The sequence below is a fragment of the Candidatus Margulisiibacteriota bacterium genome (genome assembly GCA_041650855.1).
Lineage (GTDB): Bacteria > Margulisbacteria > WOR-1 > O2-12-FULL-45-9 > XYB2-FULL-48-7 > JALOPZ01.
The window spans coordinates 316993-336704 of record JBAZKJ010000002.1 but is presented as its reverse complement, the minus strand read 5'-3'; the positions used below and the strand labels follow the sequence as shown (position 1 = coordinate 336704).

Below are 19712 nucleotides of genomic sequence, written 5' to 3'. Positions count from 1 at the left end.
GGCTGTTGCCATACATTATATTGGACAATTGGGGCGGTTAAAAGGTTCCGCGCCGGTCAAAATGAGTAAACGAGCCGGACAAGCCCCATCTTGCTCCCGCCGAAACCGAGCGGATCAGCCGAAGAAGGCGGCACGAATTCCGACCCGTCCGGACCGCCCAGCCACATCCCCTCCAGGTATAAGTCGAGGTTCTGGCCGATATTGCGGGCGTATTGCGGGTAGACCATGTAGCTCTGGTCATCAAGGTTGGTCAACAAGGAAACAGTAACGGTCGTGATCTCATCGATGATCTTATTGCCGCTAAGATAGAGATAATCCATGCCGACCGATTCCGCCGTTCCCCAGTTATAATTGCCGCTGTTCCGGCTACCAAGGCCGTTGTAATAATACTCGCAGTTGAGGCCGATCCCGTTATCGAGCGTGTAATCGCCGCCAGCGACCGCTTGAGCGACATACCCGTTCAGGCCCGGAACGGTCTTGACCGCGATCTCTCCCCTTACCCCGACATCTTTAATGATATCGCCGGCTGTTTCTAAACCGACCTGATGCCCGAGCGTCCCCTGGTCGACGTAGCTGAGTGCCAGATCGAACGATCCGGTGTTCCCCTTTACCCGCAACCCTCTCCCCGTTTGCTCCCAGGGTTTTCCCGCGACTACGAACGCATCGACCCCGCCCGCTTCACCGACCGGCACTTCCAGGCGGACCGCTTCGACATTGGTCTTATCTTCATCGCGGACGGCGAAGGAGAGGACCATCGGGTTAAAAATGTCGACCGGGTTCCAGATATAGCCGGTCCCCCAGGCGATCCGCTGTTTGCCGGCGGTCAACGACCAAAGATCGGTCCGGTATTTGGCATAAGCCCGGTCAAAGACCAGTTGGTCCAGGTCGGTCGCGCCGGTGACCAAGATCGCTTGCGATTTGGCGAGGAAATAATAGCGGGGCTCAAGGTGGATGGCCAAATTATCCCCGGCTTGCTGGTCGAGCTTCAGCCGGAGTTTGTTCAGGTCGCCAAGCCCGGCGCTGCCGTTCTTCTTGAGCAGGGTCAGCAGGTCGTTCTCGTAGGAACCGGCAAGCTGCAGCCCGAACGCCACGCTCCCCAGTATCCACCACCCGACCCCTATCACCAGCAGTCTTCTCACTTTGTCAAATTGCCCTGGGTAAAGACCTTGGCATCGACAGGCAGGTCGAACTCGATCTTGGTGGTGAACAGTTCGGTCTGGGAATTCGCCCGCAGCAGGTTGCTCATCGTCATGTAGGTCGGATAATAACGCACCCCATAGCGCCGCACATCCCCCATGGTCATTTCTTTTAATTTTTTTCCGGAGAGGGCGAACAGGTCTTCCCGGGCCGGGACGAACAGTTCTTTATCGACATAAACGACCCGGCGGAAATAAGTGACATCCTTGACCTTGGCGGTCAGGTCAACCACATAGCAACGCCGCTGGCGGCGGACCAGCTTCTCCCCTTCGCGAAAAGTAAGCGGGACAACCTCTTCGGAGATCAGTGTGGCGGTGTATTTTTCCAGCAGCTTGCTGCTCTCCAATGCATCCTCGTAGCTAAAATCAGAGCCCATCATCGACTGGCGGAGCATCGCCCCGGAGATCTTGATGATCTTATCGACCGACGGCAGGTACATCCACATATTATCCTTGATCTTGAGGTACTTGACCCCTTTGTCCCTGGCCGGAGAGAGAAATTCAGCATAGCCCGTATCGGTCCCCTTATCATAGCCGATCATCGTCTTCTCCCTGACTTCCTGATCAACATGGATGACCATCTTCGATTCCGACCGGGCGGTCTTGAACGTCATATTAGCGTCGACCTTATTGATTATTTCCTCCCCCGTGATCCCCCAGCACCCGGTCCCCAGCACCCAGATCATCAGGATCGCGAGTTTATATTTCATGTAACGCCTCCGTTGGTTCTAATTTTGCCGCCCGCAAAGCGGGAAAGACCGCCGCCAATACGGCACAAGCCATGCCGACCACAAAACCGCTGAAAACATAGGTCCAGCTGAAATCGCAGTAATAAACAGTAAAGGTCGGAAAATCCATTTTCTCGACGGAAGCAGTCACGTCCAGGCCGTAAATGCTCATATAGTAGCTCAAAGCGGCACCCAAAAACATCCCAATTACACTCGCCAAGGCGCCCAGCACCAGCGCTTCCAGCAGCACCATAATTATCAACTGACGGTTGGTCATCCCCAGCGCCTTCATCATCCCGATCTCCCGCGTCCGCTCCAGCACCGTCATGAACATAGTATTCAGAATGGTAAAAGCGGACAGTAAAACGATCAGGATCAAGATAATAAGGTACAGATACTTGATCAGGACCAGAAACATATAAATTGAGCTCTGGTCCTGCCAGGCGGTTACTTTATAACCCGGTCCGAGCGTGGCGGCGATCATTGACGCCACCCGGCGGGCGGCATCGGCTTTTTCGGTGATAATGAAAATCTCGCTGGCGCTGCCCGGGAGTTCGAGCAAATACTGCGCGCTCTCGATCGGGATCAAAAAGACCTTCCGATCAATGGTTGGCGAAGAAAAATTAAAGATCCCGACCACGGTAAAGTTCTTGGCGCTCAAGGAACCGTAGGCGGTCTGGGTCACAACCGTTAAGATGTCCCCCAGCTTAAGTTTAAGGTCCTTGGCCATGTTCACTCCGATATTGACTTCGTCTGTGCCGGCGCGGATCACCCGTCCCTGCACAATATTCTTATTAAGCTCAAGGATCGACTCCTCCGCCGCCGGTTCGATCCCCATGCCCAACGTCTGCTTGGTATTCCCCGCGTAATCCAAGAGGACGCCGAACTTGAGCCGGCCGGTAACGGTCTTGATCCCGGGAGTGGCCGCGATCTGCCGCTGCACCGCGCGATAATCGGCGATCGAATACTGGAGCGGGAACATCTTTTCACGCCTGGCGAACTCTTTGGTCAAGACCCGGACATGCCCGCTCTGGAACCGGATATAAGCGTCGGACATGTCCTTGACCGTTCCTTCGATAAACGACCAGGCAAAGATCAAGATCGCCACCGAAAACATGATCGAAGCGCCGGTCAGTATCGACCGCCGGGTATTGCGGAAAACATTCCTGATCGCCAGCTTTAAGATAAAATTCATCCTAATATTTTCTCAAGGCCTCGGTCGGCTCCAGGCGCGAAGCGACCAGCGCCGGATAGATGCTGGACAGCAAGGCGACCACTACTCCGAAACCAAAGACCTGCGGGATCAGGTCAAGATTCCAGGCGCCTAAAAACACTCCGGTCCGAAAACCAATATTGCCCCAGTCCCTCATCGCGAAAGAAAGGTCAAAACCGAACCGGGTGGTCCAGAATACCACCAGCAATAATCCGGCCAGACAACCGAGCGCGCTCCCCACCACCCCGATCATCGTCCCTTCCAGGACAAAAAGCCCAACGATCTGCCGGCGCTTCATCCCCATGGCGCCAAGCATGCCGATCTCCCGCGTCCGCTCGAACGCCGCGATCAGGATAGTATTGCTGATCCCGACCAGCGCAATAATGATTATGCAGGCGAAAATGATGTTCTTGCTCATGGCATGAGATTCGGAATGGGCGACAACATCTTCCGCCACTTCTTTCCAGGTCCAGAGTTCCAAGCCGGGGAAGCGGCCAGCGTATTGCTTCTTAAAAGCGTCGATCTGTTTGACATCTTTCAGTAAAATATTAACTTCGGTCACACCCTGCCCCAGATCCAGCGCTTGTTGGGCCAACCCCAGGGGGACAATGATCGAGTTCGTATCAATGGCATAGTCATCGCTCTTGATAACCCCCTTAATTGGCAGATCGAGCGCCTGGAAAGTCGAATACTTGGTCCGGCAGAGAACGGTCAGCATATCACCCGGACTAACATTGAAATCCTTCGCCAAGTCAGCGCCAACGACCATTGCTTCTTCGGCCCCAGCCAGATACTCTCCCTGATTAACCGCTTGCTTCATCGTAAAAACGGTCTGATCCTGGGCCGGATCGACCGCCAACCCGACGGCCGGCAACTGGTCGACGCCGTTTGACAACGTCGAACGAAAGCTGAGCCGGGGCGCCGCCGCCTGGACCAGCGGGTCGGCCCGCAAGACCGCCAGCACCGGCGCCGGGTCAAAAGCTTTCTCGATGGGCAAATTATCGATATCTTCCTTGTAACCTTGCGGAAAATACTTGAGGTGGGCGTTTTCGTAATTGATTATTTTCTCATAGGTTTTAAGATCGAGGCCTTTAAAGTAAGAATCGAAGATGATCAACATTAAAATGGCAAAGGCCAGCGCCGACAGGGTCAACAGCGTCCGCCGGAAATTACGGAAGATATTTCTATACGCCAGCTTGAGCAACATCCGATTCTATTTGTCCGTCGCGGACGCGGATCAGCCGCCGGGCATGCTCCATCACTTTGGGATCGTGGGTGGAAAAGATGAACGTCGTGCCGAGGTTCTTGTTCATCGCCTGCATCAGATCAAGGATCTCGTGGCCGGTCTTGGTATCGATGTTCGCCGTCGGCTCGTCGGCCAGGACGTAATCGGGATTCTTGACCAGCGCCCGGGCGATCGCCACCCGCTGCTGCTGTCCGCCGCTCATTTCGCTGGGCAGTCGGTTGGCCAGATCGGCGATGCCGACCGAAGCCAGCATCTCCATCACTTTCTTCTTGCGGATGCCCGGCCCGTCCTTTTTTAAGAGAATTAAAGGGAATTCGACGTTCTCAAACGCGGTCAGGACCGGGATCAGGTTAAAGCTCTGGAAGATGAAACCGATATGTTCGTTCCGGACGTCGGCCAGCTGGTCGGGTTTCAGGGTGATGATATCGTGCTCCTCGATAAAGACTTTCCCCCCAGTCGGCTTGTCGAGACAGCCGAACAGGTTGAGCATTGTCGTCTTGCCGGAACCGGACGGGCCGGCAATGGCGGCAAAGTCCCCCTTTTCGATCGCCAAGTTGATCCCCCTTAAAGCCGGCACCTCCAGCTTCCCTACCTTATAGTTCTTGACCGCATTTTCCATTTTAACGACTGCCATGTTATCTCCCCCTGTTACCGACAATTATAGGCCGGAACGGAAACTCGTCAACCCGCTTTCATCGCTTCGGTTGGCTCCAGTTTGGCTGCCCGCCGGGCGGGCAAGATCGAGGCCAGAACGGAAAAAAACACTCCCATCAGAAAACCGGTCCCGATCGTCAGCCAGCTGAATTCTCCTTTGTAAACATAAGAGAGCGGGATCTCGATATCCCTGATGCTCTTAAAAGCCGCCGTATAATCGATCCCGGCAGTGCTGACGTAATAAGCGAGCAGTGTTCCACCGGCGGCGCCGGCCAGACTAGCCATTACACCGAGAATCAACGCTTCCAAAGTGATCAGCCGGCCGATCTCCCCTTCTTTCATCCCAAGCGCTTTCATCATCCCGATCTCGCGCGTCCGCTCCATGACCGCCATGAACATCGTGTTGAGAATGGTGAAGCTGGCCAGGAGAAGGATGAAGGCGTAGATCCCGGCGTACATGTACTTGATCAGCACCATCATGTAGAACAAAAAGCCGTTCGCCTGCCACGGCACGGCAATTAGTCCGGACGGCAAGGTCTTGTCCAGCTTTTTTGCCACTTCGACCGCCCGATCATGATCCCTGATCAGCAAAAAGATCTCGGTCACCCGGCCATCGAGGTCAAGGAGCTGCTGCGCTTGATTAAGCGGCAAATAGAAGGTCCGGTTATCGATCGAAGGGACACCGAGGCTAAAGATGCCGGCGACTTTCAGGTTCAAGCCGGAGAGCGAGCCGTGCGCCGTCTGGGTGATGACCGTGAGCGTGTCGCCCGCTTTCAGGCCCAACTCTTTGGCCAGGCCGAGGCCGACGACCGTTTCGCTGGTCCCGCCGGCGAACATCCTACCGGACACCATTTTGCCTGACAGACCGATGACCGACTCTTCCTTGACCGGATCAAGGCCGACGCCGAGGACCGGCTTGTTCCTCCCCTTGATATCCATCAGGACGCCGAACTTGATCCGGCCGGTCGCCAGCTTCACGTTCGGGTCCCGTTCGATCTGATTGATGACATTCTGGTAATTATAAACCGTGGCGCTAAGCGGCAGCATCGTCTCCCTTTTCCGATAATCGGCGTTCATGATCCGGATATGGCCGACCGAATTGGTCACGTAATTCTGGAACATCCCGCTGATGATCCCGGAAACGAACGTCCAGAGAAAGATGACGACCATCACCGCGAAGGCGATCGAGAGCCCGGTCAGGAACGACCGCCTTTTATTGCGCAAAACATTCCTTAAAGCTAATCTGAACATCTTATTTCCTCAACGCCTCGCTCGGCTCCATTCGTGAAGCCACTCTGGCCGGATAAATACTGGTCAAGGCTGACACGACCAGACCAAAGATAAAAGCGACCGGAAACATGATCAGATGCCACTGGCCGGTGAACTTGCCGGTGGTCCGGTAGCCGATCGGCCCCATCTCCCGCATAAAGGCGGAAAAATCGATCCCGTACGGGACCATCCAGAAACCGATCAGCAGAGCGCCAAGGATGCAACCGGTGATGCTGCCGAGCAGGCCGATCATTGTCCCTTCCAGGACAAAGAGCCGGACGATCTGGCCGCGTTTCATCCCCATCGCCCCCATCATCCCGATCTCCTTGACCCGCTCAAAGGCGGCCATCAGGATCGTGTTGGTGATGCCGATCAGGGCGATCAAAACAATGCAGCCGAAGATCGTGAAGGTGCCGGAATATTTTGCCTTGGAGATGGCCAGGACATCTTCGGCCATCTCTTTCCAGGTGGCGATCTCTAAGCCGGGAAGTTCTTTGGCCAATTTATTCTTGAACTGGTCGACTGCGTTGATATCCTTCAACTTGATGTCGATCTCTGTGACACCCCGGCTCAGGTCGAGCGAGCTCTGGCCGACGTCGAGCGGGATGACGATCGAATACCAGTCGATCTGGGGATCCTCGGTCTGCAGGACCCCCTTGATCCGGAGGTCGAGCGCCTGGTAAGTATCGTATTTGGTCCTGGCCAGAACGGTCAGGTAGTCGCCGACCCCGACCCCAAAATCATCGGCCAGCTTCTTGCCGACCAGCATCGCCTCTTCGGAGCTGACCAGGAACTCGCCTTGCGTTAACCCCTGCTTCAACAGAAAGACCGACTCGTCATCGGCCGGGTTAACGGCAATGCCGATCGCCGGGATCTGGTCGATCCGGTCGGAAAGCATGATCCGGAAGTTGACCCGGGAAGTGACGCCGGCAACTGCGGGGTCGCGGCGGACAGTATCGATCACCCCGGCCGGCGCGGTGATCAATTTATCAAGCGGCAGATTATCTTTATCTTGCTGGTAACCGCGCTGGAAGATCTTAACGTGGCCGGTCTCATAATCAATGATCTTGGCGAAAGATTGGGCATCGATCCCGGAGAGCATCGAGTCGGCCAGCAGCATCAGTCCCAGGCCGATCGCAATAGCAATAAAGGTAAAGAAAGTCCGGCGGAAATTGCGGAAAATATTACGCCACGCCAACTTAATGAGCATTTAACGCCTCAATTGTCTTCGAGTTGTTCGTCGAGTATCCGGTATGCGTCCTTTTGGGTCAACCGCTCCATTTGCGCCCGTTCGGTGATCAGCTCCCGCATCAGTTCGGCAAAAACGGCCGGGTCCTTGATCCGGAGCCGGCCCAGGTCCCGGAGCATCGCCTGGCGGATATCGGCCAGCGCGTTCCAGTTGTCCTGCAGGGTCGAGTATATATTGGCATTCTTCCTGATCGAAACGACGTATTGATAGAGGTCGTACAGGACCCCGTAGGCCTTGGCGTCATCGACCTTCAAAGTTCCCCCCTGCCAGCGGGCCAATCCTTCCCTGACGAGCAGGTCCGCTTCCGCCTGGGTCAGGGGTTCTTTCCCCTTGTATAGCTTAAAACAGGCAATGACATCGGGCGGCAGCGCCGCTTGCTCGTCGGCATTGAGCGGCAGGTCCAGATAAGCTTTGTAGCTGCCGCTTTCGATCGGCTCAAGCAGGTCGGCGCGCTGCGGGTCCTGCGTGAACTGGTAGCAGATCGTGTAGAGATCGAAGTTCCGGCTGGCCGCGGTCGCGGCGTTAAAGCTCTCAAAAGTCGAGGCCATCACCCTGATCAGGTCGCCGACCAGCCGCCGCTGTTCCATCATCAGGTCGCCGGTCGTGTGGACCAGCTCGGGAGCCGGCGTCCGGCCGTCTTTGGTCAGCAGGATCGGGAAGCGGCCGAAAGTGTTGCTCCCCCACTTCGCGCGGACCAGCTTGTCGTTGTCGTCCCGTCCCAGGTCGTAATATTCGTAGGTCCGTTCCCGGCGCGACCCGTTCAAGTCGTCGTTGATCGCGTCCGGCACGTTTCCCCAGCTGCCGTCCGTTTTCCGGTACGACCAGTTGCCGCCGGTCTTCTTCAGCTGCGCCCCCTGCGGCACGACGGTCGTGTCGTAATAAAGGTTGGAAACGTAATTATCGACCTTCCGCAAGACGGAATAACTGCCGGGGGGCGTCGGGTAAGCGATGTCCTTGGCGAACAGCGGATAACCGTTCTTGTCCCGCCCCTGCATGATATTGACCTTCTGCTGGAAACCGGCTTCGATCATCATCCGGGCAAAAGGTTTATCTTTTAAAGAAATTATCCATAAGTTGGATCCCGGATAGACTATCGCCCTGACGGAGCCCGGATCGGCTAACTGCGCCGCCAGGCCGGTAAGATCGTCGTTGAAGTTCACCATCTCCGCTAGGAACGGGAGCTTATCGTACCCGGCCGGCGCTTTCTCCGCGTACGGCTTGATCGTGATCCGGGCGCCGACCGGCAGGACTTTGTTCAATATATAAACGTTAAGCGGCGAGACGTGCATGCAGCCGTGGCTTTTATATAAGTTGCCCAGCATCGCGTTAAGCAGGACGCCGAAGTTGTAGTCGTTGAGCGCCTGAACTGAAGAGATCTCCGGCACCGCCGTTTCCCCCGAGGCGGCGGCGCGGATCAGGCCGCGGAGCGCCTCTTTCTCCCGGGCGTTGAAGATCGACTGTTCTTCCGCCGTGCTGGCAAAATCGGCAAAGGTCAACCGCGGCTTGCCCCGCTTGGGGATAACGACCTGGCGGAACTCCAGCCGGTCGTTCAAGAACCGCTCCAAGGCGATGACCCGGTTATCCGGAGAGTACAGGCCAAAGGCGTTATAATCGCGGCGCAGCTTGGCCCGTAAATCGCTCAAGACGTCCCAGTGGTCGCGGACCATGACGTACCAGCCGGCGTTCTTGTCAAAAACATTATCGTAATCGCGGACAAAGTTATACAAGCCGAGCTGGCGCTGCTTTTGATCGGGCAGCAGCGGATATTTCCCCGCCCGTTGATCACGGAACGCTTTTTCCACCCGGTCGTCGATATTCACTTTATCGGCCGCGTTCAAGGGAAAACCATTAAAGAGCTTCACATAACTGCAGGAAACCGGATCAAGGCTCGCCGCCGCGACCTCGCCGCTGGATACCAGAAAATCATGAACGGCGCGGTAGAGCTTGAAGTTCTCATTCCCGGCAATGCACGCCTCCAACGAATCGGGGCCCGGCACGGTTAAAAGCTGGGCGAGGTCCTTGATCAAGACCGATTGTTCATAAAGGAGCTGCCCTTCGCAGTAACCCAGCTCCGGATAGCGGTTCCGGCCGTCCACCGTCCAGAGGAGCGCGTACTTGCCGAAATCGTTCCCCGCCCAGCGGGCGCCGGTTATCTTCCCCTGTTTATCCAGATTAATATCGAGATAGTTCTCCGTCTGCTGGCCATACGGCTGGTTCAGATCGTTAGCAATGAAACCGGGCGCCTGGTACCACTTGCGGTCGTCGTTCTGGAAAACCCAGTTCCCTTTCTGCTTGACCAGCCAGCCGCCGAACGGCACGATCGTGATATCGCGATAAGCGTTACTGAGGTAATGAGCGGTCGTCCCGAGGATCTTATAGTCGCCGGGGTCGGTCGGCGTGGAAAGCGAGCTATCCCAACCGATCCGCCCGTCCGGGTCGGCAGAGAAAACCAGCCGGTAGTCTTGGGCTGGACCGGGCGACGTCTTCATCTTGACCAGCGGCTGGTCGCCGACCAGGACAAATAGTTGGCCGAGCCCGGGATAAACGACCAGCCGGGCGTTCCCTTTCTTGAACATATCGGCATATTTATTGACGTCGCCCCGGGTCGTGACCAGTTTTCTGAAGACCGGCGCCGCCGCGTAGCCGTCCGGCAGCGTTCTCTGATTGTAACTTTTGATCGTCAGCTTCGCCCCTTTGGGGACCGTTCTGACCAAAAGGTAGATATCGGAAGGGGTAAAATGCAAACAACCGTGGCTATCGTAGAGAAAACCGAGATGGTCGCCGATGAAATCCGCCAGGTTGGTCCCGTTGAGCAGCGCCTGGCTTTCGTAAGTCGCGGCCTGGAGCGGCGCCAGGCAACAGAGCAAGAACAGCGCCGTCCAGAAATATCTCGCCATTACCGGTCGACTATCCTAAAGTTCGGGTCGAACTTGTCCTGCAGCTCCATCAGCTCGATAAGCTTAAAGATGTTCCCTTTGATCTTGATCTGGCCGGCAACGATCTTGTTCTTGAACGACGCCACCCCCGACAGCACTTCGTTCAGCGTCGAGCGTTTGAGCGTGACCGTGACGTCCGCCTTAGCGGACTGCTTCCCGGGGAAGTAGTTTAAGACCGAATCGGCCACCGTCAGCAGATATTTTTCGCCGGTGTCGGTCAGGACCCAGTTGATCCTGATCGTCTTCCCGTTCGCCTGCGGGCCGTTCAGGCGGATCGCCATGAAGTCAAAGATCATGTCGAGCGACATCGCGCCGATGACGTCGGGGCTATTCGTCTTGGCCGGGATCCTGACTATCCCGGCGCGCAGCTCGCGCGCCCCGGTCAGATAAAAGTTGCGCCAAACGCCGGACTCGGCCTGGTAGCCGAGCTGTTCCAGCGCGTCCGCTTCCAGCTCGCGCGCCGCCTTGTTCCCCGGATCGGCAAAGACCACGTGGTTCAGGACCTGGGCAACCCAGCGGTATTCCCCTTTCACAAACTCCTTTTTCGCCTTACTGATGACCGCCTCGGCGCCGCCCATGAACTCGACGTATTTCTTGCCGGCGGCAACCGGTGTCAGCGGGTCAAGCGTCGCCGGGTTGCCGTCGAACCAGCCGAGGTACCGCTGGTAGACCGCTTTGCTGTCGTGGTTGACCGTCCCGTAGTAACCGCGGTTATACCACGCCTGCGCCAGCGTCTCCGGCAATTTGATCTGCTCGGCGATCTCGACCATGTTCAATCCTTCATTGGCCAGGCGGAGCGTCTGGTCGTGGATATATTTATAAGCGTCGCGCTGTTTGGCCAGCATGCCGGTGATCTTTTCGCTCCCCCAGCTCGGCCAGTGGTGGCTGGCGAACATGACGTCGGCCTGGCCGCCGAACAGGTCGATCGCTTCGTTCAGGAAATAAGCCCACGACTTGGCGTCGCGCACCTTGGCGCCGCGCAGCGTGTAAAGATTATGCAGGGTGTGGACGCAGTTCTCCGCGATGCAGAGCGCCTTGTACTGCGGGAAATAGAAGTTCATCTCGGTCGGCGCTTCCGTGTTCGGCGTATACTGGAAGACGATCTTGACCCCGTCGATCGTCCGCGTCTCCCCGGTCTTCTTGATGACGTCGGTCGGCGCGATGATGGTGATCGTGCCTTGCGAGACCGTCGGGCCAAGGCCGGCGTTCAGCTGCCCCCTGGGCCCTTTCGGGATCAAGTTGCCGTACATGTATGCTGCCCGGCGCGACATCGCGTTCCCGGCCATGACATTCTCGCTGACCGCTTCCTCCAGAAAACCTTGCGAAGCGATGATCTTGACCTTTCCCGCTTTAACGTCCGCTTCGGACACGACCCCCTTGACGCCGGCCCAGTGGTCAACATGGCTGTGGGTGTAGATCACGGCCACGACCGGTTTCTGGCCGACGTGCTTATGGACCAGCGCCAGGGCCGCTTTCGCAGTTTCGGCGCAGACTAGCGGGTCAACTACTATATAACCGGTCTTGCCCTCGATAAAACTGATGCAGGACAGATCGTAACCGCGCACCTGATAAACGTGATCCGTGACCTTGAAGAGGCCGTGAATATAGTCGGTCCGGGCATGGCGCCAAAGGCTCGGGTTGACGGTGTCCGGACAAGCCGGGTCGCCGTCCAGGAAAGCATACTGCTGCAGGTCCCAGACCGCCTTCCCCTGATCGTCGCGAACGATCAGGCCGGTTTCCGCGGTGATCAAACCACGCGCGGCATCGGCAAAATCTTCATTATTATTAAAAGGAAGTTGTTGCCGCAGCGCGGCATTGAGCGCTTTGGTCTGGTCCGAGGCGTCTTTCGGTTCAGCGGCAAAAGCGGTCACGGCCAGAGAGAGGAGCAGAATAATGGCCCAGGTCGTTTTCTTCACGATCGTCACTCCTTTTGCGGGTCTGCCGGTTATTATATCACCAGATCTGCTTAAGCGTGTATTTATCCGGCTCGAACTTCATGTTCGGGTCAAAGAGCGCGTCCATCCACTGCAGCGTCTTGATCAGCGTCTTCTGCTGGAGATCGGGCCATTTGCCCTTGATGTCGACCTGGATCGAATTGGCCAGTACGTCGAACCCGATCGTCACCGGAAAAAGGACCTGCCGGGCGAGCTTCCAGTTGCTGCCGCGCGAGAATTTGACCCCGAGCGTAAAGTCCGTTTCGCCGGAAAAAGCGTAATCGCCTTCGATCTTCAGGTCCATATTAGACGCTTTGGCATAAGCGTTATCGATCGTCAGTTTCTCGTCCGCGACCTGAAAATTCCCCTCGATACTCTTGAAGTCCGGCAAGGTAAAGCCCTTGTTAACGCTGGCGATCCCCTCTTCGATGATCTTGAAGATCGGCGCCGGCTGGAGATTAGCGTCGGTCATCTTAAAATAACCGCCCCCTTTGATCGAGGACAGATCGCTCCACGGGGCCAGACAAGCCCCGTTGGCCGCTAGTTTGCCGGCCATCCCCTGGAACCGTTTGTCGGTCGAACCGAGCGCCGCCAGGTCGAGATCCTCAAAATGGAGCTCGACGCCCCAGCGGTCGGGATCAAAGACAAAGCCGCCGCCAAAATAGCCGTGGTAAAGCGGCATGACGGGAATGACCGCCTGAAAACGACCGTTATTAGCTTTGAGGTTGAGGATAAAAGAACGTTCTTCCGCTTTCTTGATCCTGAAGTTGCGGAACGCCACGTCCAGCCAGCCATCCAGGCTTTTCCCTTCACCATACCGCCCCTTCAGATAACCGGCCAGGACAACCTTCCCCTTCAGGTCTTTCTGCGTTACCTCCTGGGAGAGGCCGGGGAGCACCAGCACAAACTTCAGATCGATGAGGTCGGCAAGATCAGGCAAACTGACCTCGCCGGTGACCGCGGCAATGAACCGGAGCTGCCGCAGGTCGGTAAAAGTGATATTGGCCAGCACCCGGGACGACTCGGCGGTCAGCAACACGCCGGCCGTTGCCTGCCAGTTCGGATAGAACTTCATCTTGATCCCGGCATAGGCGTCTTGCACCGTCCCCTCCAACCGAAGCTGCTCGAGGTCGTCCCCCTTCTGGGTCATTTCGCTATGCAGGTCGAATTTCCCCTTGAACGATTCGCCGCTGAATCTTTCGATGGCGAACCGGTCCCCGTCGATCAGCGTCTTGAGCCGCGCCCTGGTGATCAGTTTGTTGCGGCCGGAAAAGATCGCCAGGTTATCTGCCGTTAGTTTAAAGACCGTCCCTTTATTGACCAGCCGCCCTTTTTCCAGCCGCGCTTTGTAGCCGAACGTCAGATTGCCGGAACCGCTGTACTCGCCGTTGCGCAATGCTCCTTGTTTGACGTTGATCTGTCCGGCGTAAGTCGCTTCCCGGCTGGCAACGGAGAATTTAACGGTGGCGGCGACACTCTGGGCTTTGAGATGCCACGGCCGGCAGAGATCATCCAGATAATATTGCCAGTAATCGTTGAGGCGGACGGTCTTGACCGCCGCTTCGCCGCTCACGCTTTTTCGGGCGGCATCGGCCTTGAACCGGGCGGAAAATGACTCCTGCCGGGGGTCGGCCGCTTCTCCCCGGAGGTCGACCGCAAACTGCCCTTTCCCTTCCCAGCCGATCGCCAGGTCGACTTTCGGGAACGAACGCGTTAACTCATTCTTTTTGTTCGCCCGGTCGGCGTAATTGACCGCGGCGTCGTTGAATTCGATCCGCTCCAGCGCTACGCTCCACTCCTGCGTCGCCGTACTTTGGCGGTCGATCTTGAGGAGCGGAGCAAAATTCCAGGCGCCGGCCTTGTCCCGCTTGATATTGAGCGTCGCTCCACTAACCTTGAAGCGGGTTATCCTCACCTTTTTCCAGACCAGCGCCAGCCAGTCCAGGTCGGTATCAACCTCCGCCGCCTGAAAAACCAGGTCTTTCCCTTTTGGCTGCTCGACATAAAGCTCGATCTTTTTGAAGAGGAATCCCCGGAAAGGATGGTAGTCGAGCCCGCGAATGTAGATCTCGATCGGCAGGTCTTGGTTGGTTCTGGACAGTTCCTTGAAGACTGCCGGAACGATCACCCGGGGAAGCAGGTAAGAATTAAAACCGTACCAGGCGCCGGCCGATAAAAGAGCGGACAAGACCAGCAGCAACGCCAATAGTTTAAATAATCGTTTAATCACGCTGGCGTTTTATCTTTCGCCAAGTAGCAGAGAAGCATACCAAGCAACGCCAGCGACAGGCCGAACAGAAAGGCCCCACGGAAACCGGCCATCATGACATCAGTGTGCTGGCGGACCTGGTTAAGCATTATGTTCATTTTGGCGATATCGAACAGGACAACCTGCGCCAGGACCAGCATGTAGAAAGCGATCCCGACCGAGGAACCGGCGTTCAAGGCGATCTTGTAAACGCCGGAAGCGACCCCCTGCTTGTCGGCCGGCGCCTGCGCCATGATCAGCTTGTTGTTCGGGGCGATAAAAAGCCCCATCCCGCTGCCAAGCAGGAACATCGCCCCGGCAATATAATAAATGTTCGAATCGGGCGACAAGCAAAAATAAAGCGCAAAAGCCGCAGCCGCCAGACCCATCCCGGCCAAACAGATATACCTTGAGCCGTACCGGTCCGACAGGTTGCCGGCGAACGGTGCCAGCAGCATCATCATAACCGAAGGGACCATCGCCAGCAGGCCGATCTCACCGACGGAGAGATGCCGCATCATTTGCAGATAGAAAGGAAAGAGAAAGCTGTTGCCGATGTGCATCCCCAGGGCGATAAAAGCAGCCAGGACCGCAAAGGTAAAATTGAGGTTCCGGAACAGGTTCAGATCGAGCAGCGGGTAAGCGCAGCTCTTTTCCCGAAGGAAAAAGGCGCCGAACGCCGCCAGGAACGTCAGGAGGCAAGCCAGGATCAACGGATCGGTCCAACCGACCCGGATCCCCTGGTTAAGCGCGTACAAGATCGCCGCCATGCCGAGCAGCAGAACTATCGCGCCCAACAGATCAAATCTCGTTTCCCTGGCCGGCGGTTGTTTGGACGGCAGGAGCTTAACTGCGGCCAGCAGGATCAGCAAGGCAAGCGGCGCCGTAAAAAGAAAAACGCCGCGCCAGCTGATGAGCGAGTTCATCAACCCACCGAGTGCCGGACCGGAAGCCAACCCGAGCCCCTGAAAAGTCGCGTACAGGCCCAGGGCTTTCCCCTTCATGTCGGTCGGCAGGAAAGTCGTCAGCATGGCAATGCAGATCGGACTGTACATCGCCTGCCCCAATGACTGGAAAACCCGGGCGGCTAAAAGCGCCGGGAAGGTCGGGGCCAGAGCGCACGCCAGTCCGCCCAGGGCGAACAGACCGAGGCCGAGACAGAGGACCAGCTTGTACCCCTTCATGTCGCCAAGCTTGCCAAACCCGAGCAGCGTGCCGGTGATCGTGAGCAGATAAAGGGTCGGCAACCAAGAAACCACGCCGACTTTTACGCCAAAAGAATTGGCGATCGACGGGAGGGAGATGTTGAGGCTATTGTAATCAAGGGTGATCAAAAAAGAGATCGCGGAGATGATCGCGATCAGCCAGAATTGCTGCCGGCGGTCGCGGACGACATGGTCTTCCATTTTATTTCTTGTCGAGGCGGTGGTCGCAATCGCCTTTGGCGGCAAAAGCGGCCATATCCGCTAAAGCAGTGTCAATGATCCGCCTGACCGCTTCGTGGCTGTTGAACGCATTATGCGGGGTTAGGACCACATTCTTGAATCTTTGCAAGAAAAAGCCTTCGAGCGCCTTTTTAAAAGCTTCGGCCGGGGGCAGAGCATCCGTTTCCATCGCCAGGATGTTCTCTTCCTTGATCCAGACCTGCTCGCCTTCGAAGGTGTCGAGCGCCACCCCGCCGAGCACTCCGTCCTTGACCGCCTGCAAGACCGCGGTCGTATCAACGATCGGCCCGCGGGCGGTGTTGACCAGGAGTAATCCCTTTTTGACCAGCTTCAGGGAATCGGCATTGATCAAATGGTGGTTCTCCTTGGTATAAGGGGCGTGAATGCTGATCAGGTCCGAGTTCTTCAATAGCTCTTCGAGCGGCACGTATTTAACGGCAAACTTGTCGATCAGCCCCTGGTTCGGGTAAGGATCGAAGCAGATAATGTTCAGCTCAAAGCCCGCCGCCATCTTGATCAGCCGCTGGCCGATCCGGCCGGTACCGATCACCCCCAGCGTCTTGCCGAGCATATCGTTCCCCCTGACCGCTTTCTGGTCAAAGATCCCGAACATACTGCGGATAAAAGTGACGCTGAGCCGGCGCGAGAGGGTCAGGAGCAGGGCGAACGCGTACTCGGCCACGGTATTTTCGCCGTAACTCGGGACATTGATCACCGCTATCCCCTGCTGCTTTGCCAAGGGAAGGTCGATCTGGTCAAAACCGGTAGTGCGGGTGCTGATCAGTTTCAGTTTGGGGAGGACATCAATCACACTTTTATCAACGGCCGAAAAGGAGACCGAGATCAGCTCGATCTCCTTGAGCTCCGGCAGCATGCCCTTGGTCAGCAGGCCGCTCTCGGCTTTCACGATCTCGATCCCTGCCCCTTGGCAGGCGTCATTAATGATGGGGAGCTCCCAGCCCTCCAGGTCGAAGAATGCCGCCTTCATCGTTACGGCCTCAGCTCTTTGCTGGGCTGGGCCGTTTTCGCAGCGGCTTTGCCGACCTTCAGTTCGCCGGTCTTGGCGTATTCCAGGATCTCCTTGATCGTCATCCCTGCCAAACCTAGTGAGACCAGCGTCCGGCCGTGCAGGAAGTAATCGGTATCATTATATATGTTATCGATATCGATGATGCTCCGGATCGCCGGGTCTGCCACACCCGCCAGACCGGCATACTCGTGCATCGTTACCAGGATATACGGCGTATCCTCCGCGATATAGCGTTCCTGCGGGCTTTTCGGCGCGTCGTAGCCGAAGGCGTTATGGATCGGCGTGATCTGCGAGAAATCATGGATATCCTTGGCGTCGATGTGGTACCAGAGCTTGATCAAGGAAATGAACGAGTCCAGTTGGAAGCCGAACTTGGCGCCGATAGCGATCCGCTCGTCGTCGACCTTCTGCTGGACTTTACTGACCGAGGGCGACATCCCTTCCTTGTAGAAGAAGAACTCGCCTTTGCGGCTCTCGAACGCTCCCATATTCAGCGTCGCGGTCACCGGATGGGCAATGATGTTCAAATTGTAAAAATGGACCTCGATCACGTTCTGCTTGACGTCCAGCTCCAGCGGCATGATCGCTTTCATCGTTTTCACCGCCGCCGCGGTCCGGTTCGCCGGGAAGACGCCGAACTCAAAGGCGTCTTTCATCCCGCCGATAAAGATCTTGGCCGGGCCGACGATCCGGCAGGCGTAGGGGATGGAGGCCGCTTCGCAGAAGGTGACATTCTTCTTGATCCCCGCTTCGCGCAGCATCTTGGCAAAGATCAGCGACGCTTCGTTCCCCGGCAGGATGGTAAAAAGATGGCCGTCGCGCAGGTGCGGCATCATCTGCTTGAACATGTTCGCCTGGGCAAAAGCCGGCACCGGCATGATGATGATGTCCGACCAGTCGAGCGCCTCTTTGATGTCGGTGGTCACCTTGGCGACCTTGGCGGTCCCGCTCAAAGCGCTCTTGATCGTCAGGTCGCCCTTTTTGAACTCCGCGACCGCTTCGATGGCATTCCCGTTCTGTTTGATGCTGTCGAGCGCTTTCGCGAAATCGGGATGTTCGTAGAGGCAGATCTCGTGGCCTTTGGTGGTGAGGTGGAACGCGTGGGTTTGTCCGGCATTACCGGCGCCGAGCACTGTAACTTTAGGCATCGATGTTTCCTCCTTGTTCCGGTTGCGCCTTTTGCGACCTGGCAGTATAATACCTTCAACGGGAGGAAAAAACAATGAAAATAATCAAATGGGGATTGATCGTGATCGTCGCTCTGGTTTTGATCGTCGCCGCCTGGCTGGCTTACATGGGGGTTTTCTCCACGCCCAAAGTGACCGTCCAAAAGGTCGGCCCCTACACGCTCGTCTACGAAGAGTACGTCGGCCCTTACTCCAACACCGGCAAAGTGATCCAGCGGGTCTACGACGGCTGCACCCTGGAAGGGGTCATGACCGAAAAAGGGTTCGGCATTTACCTGAACGACCCGAAAATGGTCGACCAAAACAAGATGCGGAGCGAGATCGGCTGCGTCCTGGAAGCAAAAGACTTTGGTAAAGCCCGGCAGCTGCGGAAAAAGTTCAAAATTAAGACTTGGCGGGCCAGCGACTGCCTGGTCGCCGAATTCCCGATCAGGAACAACCTATCCTACATGATCGGGCCGTTCAAAGCCTATCCGGAGCTTAATAAGGCAATGAACGCCAAAAAAGCCGAGCTGGGCGCCTGCATGGAGCTCTATGACATGCCGGCCAGGAAGACGCTCTACATCTTCCAGCTCGCCAAATAATGAAGAAGCGGCTGCGCCATTTAGGATACTTAGCGCTGTTGGCCGGGCTGTTCATGACCTTGGGCTGCGCCCAGGTCCCCCTGGCCACCACCAATTACGAACCGCAGGTAGACCAACCGGGCTTAAAGAGCGTCGTGATCGGCAACGACACTTTTGCCGAATACACCTTGCCGGATTGCCGGATCACCAGCGCGATCTTCGAATTTAACAACGTTATCGCCGTCAGCCTGGAGATCCGCAACCTGACCGGCCAGGACCTCGGCGTTAAGGAATATGCCGTCTCCCTGGCCGACGGGCGCGACCTGAAGCCGGTCAAAATGCTCACGCGCCAGGACCTGGTCGCCACCCGGGCCAAGATGTCCGGCGGCACCGGCGGCGCCATCCAGGACCAGCTGATCCAGGCGACCGTCGACACGATCATGAACACGATGAACACCCCGACCAAAGAAAAACTGATCAAGATCATTGACCAGGGGATCGCGGAATATTTTGATTTTCGGCCGGTCTACGCCAACGACCGGCGGGGCGGCGTCCTCTGTTTTGTCCCCGACTTCCAGCTGGAATATCCTTTGACCCTGACCGTTAAGATCAAAGGGGAACCGCACATCATTAAGTTCCTCCCCCAGGTAAAAAAGGATGTTTAAATTACTCGGAATAACGACCTACGCGCTGGTGCTGCTAACGCTCCTGACCGGGCTAAGAAGGGTCAAGCTGCAATATCATCGGTGGATAGCCTACGCCGCGATCACCGCGGCCACGATCCACGGCGTCCTTATCATCCTGTTCGACTAGG

16 protein-coding genes are annotated in these 19712 nt (G+C 56.7%); 3 read left to right on the top strand and 13 right to left on the bottom strand.

Translation table 11 applies throughout. The annotated features are described in order from the left end of the window. Positions 1 to 56: 56 nt before the first annotated feature. The 13 genes from WC529_06450 to WC529_06390 are packed head-to-tail and all read right to left on the bottom strand — an operon-like array spanning position 57 to position 18296. Positions 57 to 1139: a hypothetical protein gene (locus WC529_06450; GenBank protein MFA5113915.1), complete on the bottom strand. Its 1083-nt coding sequence runs from the start codon at positions 1137 to 1139 to the stop codon at positions 57 to 59. Beyond that, the gene (locus WC529_06445; protein ID MFA5113914.1) at positions 1136 to 1882 is read right to left on the bottom strand and encodes an outer membrane lipoprotein-sorting protein; all 747 of its coding nucleotides are present in this window, start codon (positions 1880 to 1882) and stop codon (positions 1136 to 1138) included. Before WC529_06445 ends, WC529_06450 begins: the two co-directional genes overlap by 4 nt. A 13-nt stretch (positions 1883 to 1895) precedes the next feature. Next, positions 1896 to 3119 (bottom strand): FtsX-like permease family protein, encoded by a 1224-nt coding sequence (locus WC529_06440; GenBank protein ID MFA5113913.1) that lies wholly within the window; start codon positions 3117 to 3119, stop codon positions 1896 to 1898. A gap of 1 nt (position 3120) precedes the next feature. After that, on the bottom strand, positions 3121 to 4344 hold the full coding sequence (locus tag WC529_06435) for an FtsX-like permease family protein (GenBank protein MFA5113912.1): 1224 nt from the start codon (positions 4342 to 4344) through the stop codon (positions 3121 to 3123). Beyond that, the gene (locus WC529_06430) at positions 4322 to 5017 is read right to left on the bottom strand and encodes an ABC transporter ATP-binding protein (GenBank protein ID MFA5113911.1); all 696 of its coding nucleotides are present in this window, start codon (positions 5015 to 5017) and stop codon (positions 4322 to 4324) included. The genes WC529_06435 and WC529_06430 overlap by 23 nt, the downstream gene beginning before the upstream one ends. Before the next feature lie 47 nt (positions 5018 to 5064). Then, the gene (locus WC529_06425; protein MFA5113910.1) at positions 5065 to 6288 is read right to left on the bottom strand and encodes an FtsX-like permease family protein; all 1224 of its coding nucleotides are present in this window, start codon (positions 6286 to 6288) and stop codon (positions 5065 to 5067) included. Between the two features lies 1 nt (position 6289). Further along, positions 6290 to 7516 (bottom strand): FtsX-like permease family protein, encoded by a 1227-nt coding sequence (locus WC529_06420; GenBank protein MFA5113909.1) that lies wholly within the window; start codon positions 7514 to 7516, stop codon positions 6290 to 6292. Between the two features lie 8 nt (positions 7517 to 7524). Continuing rightward, positions 7525 to 10452, bottom strand: coding sequence for a hypothetical protein (locus WC529_06415; protein ID MFA5113908.1), 2928 nt, complete (start codon positions 10450 to 10452; stop codon positions 7525 to 7527). Next, positions 10452 to 12416, bottom strand: coding sequence for an alkyl sulfatase dimerization domain-containing protein (locus WC529_06410; GenBank protein ID MFA5113907.1), 1965 nt, complete (start codon positions 12414 to 12416; stop codon positions 10452 to 10454). The genes WC529_06415 and WC529_06410 overlap by 1 nt, the downstream gene beginning before the upstream one ends. Before the next feature lie 28 nt (positions 12417 to 12444). Then, positions 12445 to 14655 (bottom strand): AsmA family protein, encoded by a 2211-nt coding sequence (locus tag WC529_06405; protein ID MFA5113906.1) that lies wholly within the window; start codon positions 14653 to 14655, stop codon positions 12445 to 12447. After that, positions 14652 to 16079 (bottom strand): MFS transporter, encoded by a 1428-nt coding sequence (locus WC529_06400; GenBank protein ID MFA5113905.1) that lies wholly within the window; start codon positions 16077 to 16079, stop codon positions 14652 to 14654. Before WC529_06400 ends, WC529_06405 begins: the two co-directional genes overlap by 4 nt. 1 nt (position 16080) lies before the next feature. After that, positions 16081 to 17106 (bottom strand): NAD(P)-dependent oxidoreductase, encoded by a 1026-nt coding sequence (locus WC529_06395; protein ID MFA5113904.1) that lies wholly within the window; start codon positions 17104 to 17106, stop codon positions 16081 to 16083. A gap of 2 nt (positions 17107 to 17108) precedes the next feature. Further along, positions 17109 to 18296, bottom strand: coding sequence for an NAD/NADP octopine/nopaline dehydrogenase family protein (locus tag WC529_06390; protein ID MFA5113903.1), 1188 nt, complete (start codon positions 18294 to 18296; stop codon positions 17109 to 17111). A gap of 74 nt (positions 18297 to 18370) precedes the next feature. Here WC529_06390 and WC529_06385 point away from each other — a divergent pair, with 74 nt between their 5' ends. The 3 genes from WC529_06385 to WC529_06375 are packed head-to-tail and all read left to right on the top strand — an operon-like array spanning position 18371 to position 19711. After that, positions 18371 to 18919, top strand: coding sequence for a GyrI-like domain-containing protein (locus tag WC529_06385; protein MFA5113902.1), 549 nt, complete (start codon positions 18371 to 18373; stop codon positions 18917 to 18919). Next, on the top strand, positions 18919 to 19563 hold the full coding sequence (locus WC529_06380) for a hypothetical protein (protein ID MFA5113901.1): 645 nt from the start codon (positions 18919 to 18921) through the stop codon (positions 19561 to 19563). Before WC529_06385 ends, WC529_06380 begins: the two co-directional genes overlap by 1 nt. Continuing rightward, complete coding sequence (locus tag WC529_06375; GenBank protein ID MFA5113900.1) at positions 19556 to 19711, top strand: hypothetical protein; 156 nt, start codon at positions 19556 to 19558, stop codon at positions 19709 to 19711. The genes WC529_06380 and WC529_06375 overlap by 8 nt, the downstream gene beginning before the upstream one ends. Position 19712: the final 1 nt, after the last annotated feature.